We start from the raw sequence: 12953 nt of genomic DNA, 5'->3' as shown, positions 1-12953 counted from the left end.
TGGCTCCGAAGCTGACTGCGGTAGCCGATGCTGCAAGAATATAGGCCATGATAATTCTCCTGAGTTGGGTTGAATGGGTTGGTGGTTAGAAGCTGAGGACCGCGAGCGTGCTGCCAAAACAGGTGAGGGTGGCAGCGGCCGCGAACACTGAAGTCAAAGCGTAATGCATTGTCATTCTCCGTCACTGAGGGGGAAGTCCCTCGTTACGAAGATTGTTCTACGGCGATTGGACAAAGGGAGCTGTGCGCTGCCTCACAGTTTTTGCAGGGGATTATGTGTCGCAGGTCACGCATGGGACCCGATCGACGCCGTCTGGATGTCAGTCGGAGCAAAGGCTTAGATTGCCAAGGCGGGGCAAATTGGGGGCTCGCGCAGCGCGTTAGGCGGATGCAATTTACCCGCCATATCGCGACCGATAGGACGCAATATGGCGGGCAGAATGTCAGTTAGCAGTGGTTATTCGTACCATTGTCCTGTGCCATGGGCTGCGGTCGCCGAATGCCAATGCATTGTTACCGAACCCAGTCGAGGAGCCGCGTCGCCTTCTGCATTGCGAATGCCGCCGACACAGCCCAAAGCGGTATCGGGACCTCGCTCGCCGAGATAGTTGCAGCCATAGGCGATCGCCGTGGCTTCGCTCGCGCCTTCCCGCGTGGCATCGCATGCCAAGGTCAGCGCGAACACGCTTTCCGATGGTGCTTGGTCCATGCCGACACAGCTGATCGTGCCGTTAATGGCGCCGCCATCTGCAAGCGTAGTCACATAGGTGCCTGAGACTGTACCGCCTCGGCCCCAGGTTCCATCGGCGCCAATGCCACCCACCATGTTCACATCACCCCAGGTGACTTCATAGGTGAAGTTTTCGGCCTGTGCCGTACTCGCGCAGAAAAGCGCGGCGGCAAGCATGCCGCCTCCCACAAGATTTTTCATAATTATCTCCCCTTAGTCCCCATAGCCCGGCTTATAGCTCTCGGGCACGCGCCGCTCGAGAAACGCGACGGTCGCTCGGCTCGCCACGCAAGGTTAGCAGATTGTTTCGGTGGAGTCACAATCTACCCAGATTGCAGTCACCTAAGGCGTGGCAGTCGCGAACCAGAAGGTCGGCTGCTCGAGTAAGCCGAGAAATCCCGCGACAGCCGTGCCATCGCCACTGATCTCCAATGCGCCCGATTGCATCAGAGCAGCCGGTGTCGCCGTTCCAAGCAGCATGCCTTCAAAGCTCGGCCGATCGAGCGTGAGTGTAGCGGCTGGTGTTTCGGATCCCTGGTCGCGTGGTACGATCACGCTGCGACCGATCTCGACGCCTATTGTCTCGCCGGTATCCCGGAACACGAAATTCACCGCGAACGGATCCCGATCCAGCCGTTCCGGCGCATAGCGGGAGGCGAGCATGTCGAACATGTCCAAGGTCGGGACGGCGCGGAGGAAGTCCGCATTGCCGAGCCGCGCTCCGCCAGCATCGGGGACGCCGTTACGCAGCTCGCTGGCCGCGCCGAGATAATAGCTGCGCCACGGGCCACTCTCTGCCTGGAAGCCGAGTTGCTCATAGGCTGCGGCAAGCCAGGTCCGCCCTTGCTCGTCTTGCGGAGTGGCGAAGACGAGATGGTTCAGGATTTCCGATGCCCAGCGATAATCGCCGCTATCAAAGGCAGCGATCCCACGATCCAGCGTAGCGTCCCGCCCGCCCATGGCCTCGACATAGCGAGCCGCGGATTCGGCGTGCGGCAGGCGGTTGAATTCGGCCATCACACCGCCCCACCAGCCGAAATAGAATTGATAGACGGCCTTGGCGTTGTGATTGAGCGTCCCATAATAGCCGCGTGTATCAAAGGCATCGCGCGTGAAATCGGGTTCGCTGATCGCCTCGGCTGCCTCGATCATTGTCGCGCCACTATTCGCCCGGCGCAGTGTTTGATCGTGGATGTAGCGATAGATGTCGCGCTGTCCGCTGAGAAAGCTGATGACATTGTCCGTGCCCCAGCTTGGCCAGTGGTGCGAGGCGAGCACCACATCCGACTGCGCACCATAATGGATCAGCACATGATCGATGGCCCGGCTCCAGGCGAGGGAATCGCGCACTCGCGCGCCGCGCATGGTGAGGACATTATGGAGCGTGCCAGTGGCGACTTCGGCTGTGTGCAGCGCGCGGCTTGCTGGCAGGTAAAACATGAACTCGGCCGGTGCTTCGGTTCCGGCGGCGTCGATAAATTCAAACTCCACCCCGTCGATCGTCCGCCGCGTGCCGCGACCCGATATCTCTTCAGTCGGCAGGACCAGGCTGACTGAACCCTGCGGAATGCCGGGGCCAAGGCCGGATCCGATATGAGACTCAGGCGAGGGCGGGATGACCTGCCCGAACATCAAGGTTGCGCGCCGACTCATATGGGGGCCGGCGAGCAGATTTTCGGCGACGGCGGTTTCCGAAAACCCGATCGGCGCCAGCACCGGAACATTCCGTGCTGCAATCTCTTCTTCATCGAGTATTCCGCGCGCACCACCAAAATGGTCGGCATGGGAGTGGGTGTAGAGCATGCCGGTAACCGGTCGTTCGCCCAGCGTTTCCTGGACAAGGGCCAATGCGGCCGCGGCGGTCTCCGTCGTGGTGAGAGGATCGACAATGATCCAGCCGGTCTCGCCCTCGATAATCGTCATGACGGACAGGTCGTAGCCACGGATCTGCCAGATACCCTCGGTGACCTCGAACAGGCCGTGCTCTGCGGTCAGAACCGATTGCCGCCACAAAGACGGGTTGGCCGTATCCGGAGCATCCTCGGACAGAAAGGCTTGGCCGGCAATCGGCCAGACTACCGACCCGTCCTCAGCCAGGATTGCTTCACCCTCGATCTGCGCAATGCGTCCGCGGCGTGCATCGACAAAATCGGATTGGTCGGCGAGCGGAAGGCGTGCGGCAATGGCAGCATTGGCGCGTCGGGTTGCTTCGGTCGCCACACCAGCGGCTGGGGCTTCGCGAAGGGCACCCGTCTCAATGGACGGCGATTGTGCGCTAGACGGGACAGCCGCCAGTGCGAGGCCCATGCCTGCTGAATTCCAAAATGTGCGCGCTACCCTCATGTGCCGGCTCCCTCTGCTTTTTTCTTTCTCTTATGCAGAATGATCCATCGATTGTCATCGGCCTGAGGGGTACGGCTTACGCTTCGATCAGGTGGCGCGGCCCCGGGCCTTTCAACCCAGCCCGATCTTCCGGATTATAGAGCTGGCACTTTTTGAGGCTCAGGCAGCCGCATCCGATACAGCCATCCAACCGGTCTCGCGTCCGCTCCAATTCCGCGATCCGCGCATCGATCGTACCGCGAATTGCCTTGCTGATCCGGGTCCAGTCCCGCTGTGTTGGCGCGCGTCCCTCGGGCAGCAGCTTGAGCTGTTTCGCGATCTCCCCGATCGACAAGCCCAATTGCTGGGCAATCAGCACGAAGGAGAGACGGCGGATATCGGAGCGCAGAAAGCGCCGTTGGCCACCAGCGCTGCGCAGCGGATGTACCAAACCCTTGTCTTCATAGAAGCGGATCGCGGAAACCGAGAGGCCCGTCCGGGCGGCAAGATCACCGATCGTCAGCAGATTTGATTTGGCCATAAGTCTGATCGCTTTTCTTTGTGAATAATTCTCTTGAGCTCAACTTAGGTTGAGGTTGTAGAAAAGACAAATCAAACGAACGAACGGGCGGGTGAAGCGCTGGAACGGCGCGTCATCACCCGGATAAAACAGGAGAAAAGCAATGAAAACTGGACGAATTGAACATGTAAATATCACGGTGACAGACCCGCAACGATCAGCACAGTTGATGGAAGACCTGTTCGGCTGGAAGATCCGTTGGGAAGGCCCCTCAATGTTGGGCGGGCATACGATCCATGTCGGTAGCGAGGAGGATTATCTCGCGCTCTACACCAATGACGATGTCCAGGCTGCGGATCAAAAATTTTCGAAAAGCAGGCCGCTCAATCATGTCGGTGTGGTCGTGGACGACCTTGATGCGGTTGAAGAGCAGGTGGTCGCGGCCGGGCTGACCCCGTTTAGCCATGATGACTACGAACCGGGTCGCCGTTTCTATTTCTTCGACTGGAATGGCATTGAGTTCGAGGTGGTGAGCTATGCCTGAGCAGCACATATCCACTCGCTGGGCCCGCTTCTGCGCGGCCATGGTCAAACATGGTCATGGACGGACTGCGGACATCGCAGTTATCTCTGTGAACCGCCGGCGACAGGCACCCAGCCGTCCTTTGCAAGGAAAGATGTCTCAGCCAACGCAGATGCGGTCGATGCGCTATGCAGAGCCCGGGCTCAGGCCGGCCGGTCTCCATTCACGGTAACCCGGCGCATATGGCGGCGGTGGCCATGATAATCGTTCAAGGCATAGTGCCAGACACAGCGATTGTCCCAAAAGGCCACAGCACCATCGCTCCAGCGGAACCGACAGGTGAAGCGTTCATCCCGGCTATGCTCGAACAGGAAATTGAGCAGCGGTCTACTCTCACGCTTTGTCATATCCTTGAAACGTAGCGTGAAGGCCGGATTGACATAGAGCGCCTTGCGGCCCGTTTCCGGGTGGGTTCGGACAACCGGGTGCTCATATTCGGGCGCATCGTCAGCAACCTGCGCATCCATTGATTTGCGGGCCTGTGCCGAATGGCCGCGCGCGCTATATTCGCGGGATGCTGAGTGGATCGCGACCATTCCGTCCAGCATCGCCTTCATGCCATCCGAGAGCGCTTCATAGGCCGCCACTTGGTTGGCGAAAAGCGTATCGCCACCAAAGGGCGGAACTTCGATTGCATGCAGGATCGAACCGAGCGCAGGCTTTTCGAGAAATGACATGTCCGAATGCCAACCGCCGCCAAAATTCAGTTTTTCCTCAGGCTCCTTGATGATCTCCATGATCTCGGGATGCGCGTCCATGCCGCTGACATAGGGGTGAACATTGAGGCTGCCGAAACGCTGGCCAAAACTTTTATGGGCTTCAGGCGTCAGGTCGTGCTGATCGCGAAAGAAAATCACATGATGTTTCAGGAACGCATCATGGATCGCATCGAAGTCGCTGTTCGACAGGTCACCGGCGAGATTTACGCCGCCAATTTCAGCGCCCAATGCCCCGGCAATCGGTTCGACGCGGACGGCTTCAGGCATGGGCTGACCTCCCGAACACGCGATAGCCGATAACCGAGATGGCAATCATGATCGCTTCGACGACCATCGGTTGAAACGCGGTTGGGGCTTCGCCGTCCAGCGCCAAGCTCACCACCCGTCCGATAATTGCGATCGACATCAAACACATTGGCACGAGAAGCGGCCACCCGCTTTGTTTCCATGCGCTGTAGAGGGCGAATCCACCGGCGGTGAGAAAGAATGCGGGATAGTCCGCGCGAATTGTGGCGAGGCCTTGAATCCCTTGCGGCTCGAGGAAGAAATCTCCTGCCATTTCGGCTGGGTTGAAGAGAAATGAAATACCCAGAAAAATGTTGAATAGCCCGAGCAGTAAGACCAGAATACGAACCAAAATTGCCATGAAAACCTCTCCCGTTTGGCTGAAAATGGCAGGAATCGGGATCGGGTCAAGTCTCGGACCGCCGATGTTTACTTGATGCTCGGACGTTTCGGTCTAAGAGCATTCTCAAGTAAGTGGCGGAAGCCAGTCAAAAAGTAGGGGCCTATGTGCGGAATTATCGGGATACTCGGAACGGCTAATGTAACCGACCGGCTGATCGAAGGCCTGCGTCGGCTCGAATATCGGGGCTATGATTCTGCCGGTGTTGCAACGCTTTCTGATGGCCAGATTGAACGGCGCCGAGCCGAAGGGAAGCTCGACAATCTGGTTTCGGTGCTCGGCCAAGATCCGATCGACGGGATAACCGGTATTGCGCATACCCGGTGGGCGACGCATGGCGCGCCGACGACGGACAACGCGCATCCCCACGCGACGGAAGAAGTTGCGCTCGTCCACAATGGTATCATTGAGAATTTCAAGGAGCTGCGTGAGGAGCTACTCGCGCGCGGGCGCACATTTGAAAGCGAGACCGATACGGAGGTTGTCGCCCATCTGGTCACCGAAGAAATTGAAGCGGGGACAGATCCACGCCAGGCGGTTCGCAATACACTCGATCGCTTGCATGGCGCCTTTGCGCTGGCGATCATGTTCCGCAGTGACCCGGACCTGTTGATCGGTGCCCGTCTTGGCTCGCCGCTGGTCGTCGGCCATGGCGATGGCGAGAGCTTCTTCGGCTCGGATGCCTTGGCCCTTGCGCCTTTCACGCAGAAAATCAGCTATCTCGAAGAAGGCGACATGGTCGTCATCCGGCGTGATGCGACAATGATTTATGACAGTGATGACAAGCTGGTTGCCCGTCCGGTGACCGTGTCGGGTGCGTCTGCTTCGGTCATCGAAAAAGGCAATCATAGCCACTTCATGCGGAAAGAGATTTTCGAGCAACCAATCGTGGTCGCCCAAACGCTGCAAAGCTATTTGCGCCCGTTGGAAGAACAGGTTGCGCTTCCCGACATGGAGTTTGACCTTGCCGGTTTTGATCGAGTCTCGATCGTCGCGTGCGGCACCAGCAGCTATGTCGCGATGATCGGCAAATATTGGATCGAGCAATTTGCCCGGGTTCCGGTCGAAGTCGATGTCGCGTCTGAGTTTAGATATCGTGAGCCGGTTCTCACGGAAGACCAGCTGGCTCTGTTCATTTCCCAATCTGGAGAGACCGCCGATACACTCGCTGCGCTCAAACATTGCAAAGCGGCGGGAATCAAGACGGCCGGTATTATCAATGTGCCGACCAGTTCAATGGCTCGCGAAGTCGATCTGCTGCTATCGACCCATGCCGGGCCTGAAATTGGCGTGGCTTCTACCAAGGCCTTTACCTGTCAGCTTGCCGTGATGGCCGCTTTTGCGACCAATCTTGCGCGCGCCAAAGGCAAGCTCGATCCCGAAGCAGAGCGCGAGATCGTGCAGCATCTGGCAGAAGCGCCGGAAGCCATGAACGAAGCGCTGAACCATGACGATGAGATCGCGGCCATGGCGGGGACAATCGCCGAAGCTCGTGATGTGCTCTATCTGGGTCGCGGTCCCGATTATCCGATGGCTCTGGAAGGTGCACTAAAACTCAAGGAAATCAGCTATATTCATGCCGAAGGCTATGCATCGGGTGAAATGAAACATGGGCCGATCGCGCTGATTGACGACGCGGTACCGCTCATTGTGATTGCTCCGTCCGGGCCGTTATTTGAGAAAACCGTGTCCAATATGCAGGAAGCCCAGGCACGCGGTGCGCAGGTCGTGTTGATTTCGGACGCCGACGGTATCGCGAAGGCCGGTGAGGGGACGATCGCAACCATCGAAATGCCCAAAGTCCATCCGCTCATCGCGCCGCTGGTTTACGCTATTCCGGTCCAGCTGCTCGCCTATCATGTGGCGGTCGCGAAAGGCACGGATGTCGATCAGCCGCGCAACCTTGCCAAGAGCGTGACCGTCGAATGAACCTTGTCCTGCTGTTCGCGACTCTATCAGGAGCGATGGCTGTGGCGGCTGGGGCTTTTGGTGCGCATGGCGCGGAGGGTGACAATGCGGAGTGGCTCAAGACGGGCGCACAGTATCAGCTTGCCCATGCGCTGGCCGCCCTGTTGGCGCTTCAGTTGGAAGCGCGGGGGCCAGCGTGGTTATTCATCATCGGTGGATTTCTGTTCGCCGTCACGCTGTATCTGATGGCGATCGGAGCACCGCGTTGGTTTGGCGCAATCACGCCTGTAGGCGGCGTCTTGATGATTGGTGGATGGCTGTGGTTCGCCTGGCAGGCAATGCGCGGCTAGCCGACGCATTCGTAACCTCGCACGCTGCCGCTCCGAACCAGCGGGGAACAGGAGGATACGCATAATGACCAGCACGACCGAGAAGTTTCAGTTCACCAGCAAGGATGGGCAGACGCTCGACGGACGTCTCGAACTCCCGCGCGGGAAGCCGGGTGCGATGGCGCTGTTTGCGCATTGCTTTACCTGCACAAAGCAAAGCCGTGCGGCGACGCAAGTGTCGGCATCGTTGGCAGAGCAGGGCATTGCCGTATTGCGCTTCGACTTTACAGGCCTGGGTGGCAGCGAGGGCGAATTCGCCAATAGCGGCTTTGCATCCAATGTTGCCGATCTCATCGCCGCGGCCGATGCCCTGCGGGAGCGGTACTCCGCGCCCTCTCTTCTCATTGGCCATAGTCTGGGCGGCGCCGCTGTAATTGCGGTGGCAGAACATATCGCCGAAGTGAAGGCCGTCGCGACAATCGGCGCGCCATTCGACGTTGAGCATGTGCTAGGGCAGCTGGGCGATGATCTCGCCAAGGTTGAGGCCGAAGGCGAGGCTGATGTGCATATTGCCGGCCGCGCCTTTCGGGTCGGCCAGGAATTTGTCGAGCAGATGCGCAACCAACCGCAAGAAGCACGGGTTGCCGACCTCGATGCGGCGCTCCTTGTCATGCATGCACCCAATGATTCCATTGTTGGAATCGATAATGCGAGCCTGCTCTTCCAGGCGGCGAACCACCCGAAAAGCTTTGTTTCTTTGGACGGTTATGACCATTTGCTGACCGAACGTCATGCCGGGCGCTATGTTGCCGGGCTGATTTCAGCTTGGGCAGCGCGCTATGTCGAGACCGACGAGGAGGCTCGCGAAGAGCATCGCAGCGGCGTTGTAACCGTGGAAACGGCAGGCGGAAAATTCACCCAGCGTGTGGAAGCCGGTCCGCACGCATTTCTGGCCGACGAGCCACTCTCCTTTGGTGGCGATGATCTTGGGCCGACACCCTATGATCTGCTGCTCGCCGGATTGGGTGCGTGCACCGCGATGACCATGCAAATGTACGCCGCGCGCAAGAAGTTTCCGTTGCAGAGCGTCAAAGTCGAGCTCGAGCATAGCCGCGAACATGTCGAAGATTGCACCACATGCAACAATGACGAAAACCGGATTGATGTGATTGACCGGGCGATCGAGATTGTCGGCGACCTGAGCGAGGAGCAGCATAGCCGATTGATTGAAATTGCCGATCGCTGCCCTGTCCACCGAACATTGGAAAATCGGATTGATATCCATACCAGTGTGATCGAGTAATCCGCGTCCTGCGGTGAAAGCTGCTCTTTAGCGGCCTCAATCATCCGAGGCTCGCCAAGTGCGTGCTTTGGCCCTAAATGCGGATTCATGACAGCAGATAACCCATCAAACGGCATTACGCCGGAACGGCTTACGCATCTTGAGCGCCTTGAAGCAGAGGCGATCCATATCATGCGTGAGGTCGTCGCCGAGACCGAGAACCCAGTCATGCTATACAGCGTTGGCAAGGACAGTTCGGTCATGCTGCACATCGCGCTCAAGGCCTTTTTCCCGGGGCGCCCACCATTTCCGTTTTTGCACATTGCCTCGGGATGGGATTTTCAGGCCCTGATCGACCATCGCGATCGGACGGCTAAGGAATATGGGCTGGAGCTGATTGTCCATCACAATGACGAGGGCGAGGCCGCGGGCATCAACCCGTTCGACACAGGTTCCGCGCTCTATTCGCAAACCATGCTTACCGACCCGCTCAAACAAGCGCTGACGGAACACGGGTTCGACGCAGCCTTTGGCGGCGGACGACGCGACGAGGAAAAGGCTCGGGCAAAAGAACGCGTTTTCAGTTTCCGCAATCAAAGTCATGGCTGGGATCCGAAAAACCAGCGCCCCGAACTTTGGTCGCTCTATAATGCGCGCAAGAATAAGGGCGAAAGTATCCGGGTCTTCCCGCTGTCCAATTGGACCGAGCTCGACATTTGGCAATATATCCATCTTGAGCAGATCAATATCGTACCGCTTTATTATTCCGCCACACGCCCAACGGTTGAACGCGATGGCTTGTTGCTGATGACAGATGATGATCGGTTCCGCTTCGAAGATGGCGAGGAGCCGGTCGAAAAGTCGATCCGCTTCAGGACGTTGGGTTGCTACCCGCTGACAGGCGCAGTTGAAAGCGACGCCGCTGATCTGCCTTCGATCATCCAGGAAATGCTCTTGGCGACCGGTTCGGAACGGCAGGGACGGTCGATCGACAAAGGGCAGGGCGCTTCGATGGAACAGAAGAAGCGCGAGGGGTATTTCTAATGGCCGATATCGATACCTCCTACCGCCCGGACGCGCTGGCCGCCGAAGATATCAACGCATATTTAGAACAGCATCAGCATAAGTCGCTGTTGCGCTTCATCACCTGTGGTTCTGTCGATGACGGCAAGTCGACGCTGATCGGGCGACTGCTTTACGATTCCAAGATGATCTTTGAGGATCAGCTCGCCGCGCTCGAAGCCGATAGCAAACAGGTTGGGACCCAGGGTCAGGATATCGATTTCGCGTTGCTGGTCGACGGCCTCGCCGCCGAGCGCGAGCAAGGCATCACAATCGACGTCGCCTATCGTTTTTTCGCGACCGACAAGCGGAAATTCATTGTCGCCGATACACCGGGGCACGAGCAATATACGCGCAACATGGTGACCGGCGCGTCGACCGCAGATCTTGCCGTGATCCTGATTGATGCGCGGAAAGGCGTGCTCACCCAAACGCGCCGCCACAGCTATCTCGTTCACCTTCTGGGTATCCGGAATATCGTTCTTGCTGTGAACAAGATGGATCTTGTCGATTACGACCAGGGTGCATTCGACGATATCGTTTCGGATTACCGTGATTTTGCCAAAGAGATTGGCATCGAGGATTTCCTCGCGGTCCCGGTTTCGGGCCTGAAGGGCGACAATATCATCGGCATGAGTGATGCGACCCCTTGGTATCAGGGTCCGGCTCTTCTTGATCATCTGGAAACCGTTGGTCTCGACTATGATCGACGCCGCAAGGCGCCGTTCCGAATGGCAGTCCAATGGGTGAACCGCCCCAATCTCGATTTTCGGGGTTTTTCTGGGATGATTGCCAGTGGCCGGGTGGCACCCGGCGACGCGGTGCGGGTCCTGCCGTCAGGCAAGACTTCCACAGTTGAACGGATCGTCACCATGGATGGCGATCTTGATCACGCAATCGCCGGCCAGTCCGTCACTATCACCCTTGTTGATGAGATCGATTGTTCGCGCGGAGACGTGATTGCGGCTTCCGATTCTCCGCCTGAAACCGCCGACCAGTTTGAAGCGACGGTTGTATGGATGGCCGATGAGCCGATGCTGCCGGGTCGTCCCTATGCAATGAAAATCGGTACCAATTCTCTTCGTGCAACGATTACGGACGAGAAATACCAGGTGAACGTCAATACAATGGCAAAATCGCCCGGTAAGGAGTTGGGATTAAACGGGATTGCTGTCTGCAATATCTCTACCGACACATCGATTCCATTCACCGCATATGATGATAATCCAGACCTTGGCGGCTTTATCTTGATCGACAGGCTGACCAATGCAACCGTTGGTGCAGGAATGATCCATTTCGCCCTGCGGCGATCGCAAAATATTCACTGGCAGGCAATCGACGTGACGCGCGAGGCGCATGCTGAACAAAAAGGTCAGCGGGCCAAATTGCTCTGGTTCACCGGCCTGTCGGGTTCCGGCAAGTCGACGATCGCCAACTTGGTAGAGAAGAAATTGCACACAATGGGGCGTCACAGCTTCCTGCTTGATGGTGATAATGTCCGGCACGGTCTCAATCGTGATCTGGGCTTTACCGATGCCGATCGGGTGGAGAATATCCGTCGCGTTGGCGAAGTAGCGAAACTGATGACCGATGCCGGGCTGATTGTGCTGACAGCCTTTATCAGTCCGTTCCGGGCGGAGCGGCAGATGGTGCGTCAAATGGTACCCGAGGGCGAGTTTGTCGAAGTGTTTGTCGATACGCCGCTCGAAGTTGCCGAAGAGCGCGATGTCAAAGGGCTCTACAAGAAAGCGCGTTCTGGCGAGCTGAAGAACTTTACCGGCATCGACAGTCCTTATGAGGAGCCAAAGCAGGCGGAGATCCGGGTGAACACAGTCGAGATGAGCGCGGAAGAAGCGGCCGAATATATCGTCGAGCAATTGTTCAACGGAGGCTAAGCCACATGGAAGAAGGGATGATCGTTCGCGGCGGTTGCCATTGCGGGGCCGTGCGTTTCGAAGCCTTGATCCGTGAGCCTCGCCCGGAATTGCTCGACTGCAATTGTTCGATGTGCAGCAAGACTGGCTTCCTCCACCTGATCGTTCCGCATGAAGATTTCACATTGATGTCAGGCGAGGAGGCGCTCAGCTCCTATCGTTTCGGGACGGGTCAGGCTGACCATCTGTTTTGCCGCCATTGCGGAATCAAAAGCTATTACCAGCCGCGCAGCCACCCAGAAGCCTGGAGCGTCAACTATAACGCGCTCGATGAGGGGCATGGCTTGGACGTGACGATTCGCAAGTATGACGGGCAGAATTGGGAAGCGGCCAAGGCAAATCTGTAAGCGGCTGCTATTCCGTGTCGGATAGCGCGATCAGGCTGCCATCGTCGGGATTATAGCGCAAAACCGTGATGACATCATCGAAGATTGGCTGTTCGGTCTCTTCGTTCCAGCTGCCACTGTGAACGGTACCCGGGATTGTGATTGTCAGCCCTTCGCCTTCCACAAATACCGCCGTTGCGGCGGCGATATTCACGCTGGAAAACATGTCCCGGCCCATGCACGCCATGTTTTCTCCCTCGCCGGGATAATAATTGATTGCGAAGCCGGCCCCGGCATAGGGGCTATGATTGGTCTGCAGCTGGAACAAGGTGACCATGCCATTCCGAAATTGTCGGGGGCTCTGAAACTGTTCTGAGACGATAACGGTGTCGACGGTAAAGCCTTCGCTTCGGCAATCTGCCAGTGCTGTCGGTTCCGCGACTGTCGGAGCTGAAATGCCAGCGCAAACTGCCAGAGCTGAAATAATGCGCATTTTCATTATGTATCCCCCTGATAGTCCAAGATGAAGAAGCCAGTGGTGATGGTCAAATGTT

Annotated in this window: 13 protein-coding genes; 7 read left to right on the top strand and 6 right to left on the bottom strand. The window is 57.6% G+C overall.

Annotated features, from left to right (window positions below; all coding sequences use genetic code 11):
- Positions 1-456: 456 nt before the first annotated feature.
- The 3 genes from HFP51_RS06715 to soxR form a co-directional block, all read right to left on the bottom strand.
- Entirely contained in the window at positions 457-930 is a 474-nt protein-coding gene (locus tag HFP51_RS06715) for a hypothetical protein (RefSeq protein WP_176874980.1), read from the bottom strand.
- Between the two features lie 141 nt (positions 931-1071).
- Positions 1072-3072 (bottom strand): alkyl/aryl-sulfatase, encoded by a 2001-nt coding sequence (locus HFP51_RS06710; protein WP_176874979.1) that lies wholly within the window; start codon positions 3070-3072, stop codon positions 1072-1074.
- A 76-nt stretch (positions 3073-3148) separates the two neighbouring features.
- A complete protein-coding gene (gene soxR, locus HFP51_RS06705) occupies positions 3149-3592 on the bottom strand; it encodes a redox-sensitive transcriptional activator SoxR (RefSeq protein ID WP_176874978.1) in 444 nt (147 codons plus the stop codon).
- A 142-nt stretch (positions 3593-3734) separates the two neighbouring features.
- Here soxR and HFP51_RS06700 point away from each other — a divergent pair, with 142 nt between their 5' ends.
- On the top strand, positions 3735-4115 hold the full coding sequence (locus HFP51_RS06700) for a VOC family protein (protein ID WP_176874977.1): 381 nt from the start codon (positions 3735-3737) through the stop codon (positions 4113-4115).
- Between the two features lie 182 nt (positions 4116-4297).
- On the opposite strand, the gene HFP51_RS06695 is transcribed toward HFP51_RS06700, so the two are convergent.
- Entirely contained in the window at positions 4298-5140 is an 843-nt protein-coding gene (locus HFP51_RS06695) for a TauD/TfdA family dioxygenase (protein ID WP_176874976.1), read from the bottom strand.
- Entirely contained in the window at positions 5133-5519 is a 387-nt protein-coding gene (locus HFP51_RS06690; protein ID WP_176874974.1) for a DUF4345 family protein, read from the bottom strand. The genes HFP51_RS06695 and HFP51_RS06690 overlap by 8 nt, the downstream gene beginning before the upstream one ends.
- Before the next feature lie 144 nt (positions 5520-5663).
- On the opposite strand from HFP51_RS06690, the gene glmS reads away from it, so the two are divergent.
- From glmS to HFP51_RS06660, 6 genes are all read left to right on the top strand, one after another.
- Entirely contained in the window at positions 5664-7487 is a 1824-nt protein-coding gene (gene glmS / locus HFP51_RS06685; RefSeq protein WP_176874973.1) for a glutamine--fructose-6-phosphate transaminase (isomerizing), read from the top strand.
- Entirely contained in the window at positions 7484-7816 is a 333-nt protein-coding gene (locus HFP51_RS06680) for a DUF423 domain-containing protein (RefSeq protein WP_176874972.1), read from the top strand. Before glmS ends, HFP51_RS06680 begins: the two co-directional genes overlap by 4 nt.
- 64 nt (positions 7817-7880) lie before the next feature.
- Positions 7881-9098 (top strand): bifunctional alpha/beta hydrolase/OsmC family protein, encoded by a 1218-nt coding sequence (locus tag HFP51_RS06675; protein ID WP_176874970.1) that lies wholly within the window; start codon positions 7881-7883, stop codon positions 9096-9098.
- Between the two features lie 87 nt (positions 9099-9185).
- Entirely contained in the window at positions 9186-10121 is a 936-nt protein-coding gene (cysD, locus tag HFP51_RS06670; RefSeq protein WP_176874968.1) for a sulfate adenylyltransferase subunit CysD, read from the top strand.
- Positions 10121-12034 carry a sulfate adenylyltransferase subunit CysN gene (gene cysN / locus HFP51_RS06665; protein ID WP_176874966.1) on the top strand — a complete coding sequence of 638 codons (1914 nt, stop codon included), beginning with the start codon at positions 10121-10123 and terminating at the stop codon, positions 12032-12034. Before cysD ends, cysN begins: the two co-directional genes overlap by 1 nt.
- 5 nt (positions 12035-12039) lie before the next feature.
- Complete coding sequence (locus HFP51_RS06660; RefSeq protein ID WP_255454923.1) at positions 12040-12420, top strand: GFA family protein; 381 nt, start codon at positions 12040-12042, stop codon at positions 12418-12420.
- A gap of 7 nt (positions 12421-12427) precedes the next feature.
- Here the strand turns inward: HFP51_RS06660 and HFP51_RS06655 are convergent, their stop codons facing one another.
- Positions 12428-12898, bottom strand: coding sequence for a hypothetical protein (locus tag HFP51_RS06655; protein ID WP_176874964.1), 471 nt, complete (start codon positions 12896-12898; stop codon positions 12428-12430).
- Positions 12899-12953 lie beyond the last annotated feature (55 nt).

The sequence above is a fragment of the Parasphingopyxis sp. CP4 genome (genome assembly GCF_013378055.1).
In the GTDB taxonomy this organism is placed as follows: domain Bacteria; phylum Pseudomonadota; class Alphaproteobacteria; order Sphingomonadales; family Sphingomonadaceae; genus Parasphingopyxis.
This window is presented reverse-complemented; position numbering and strand designations above follow the sequence as displayed.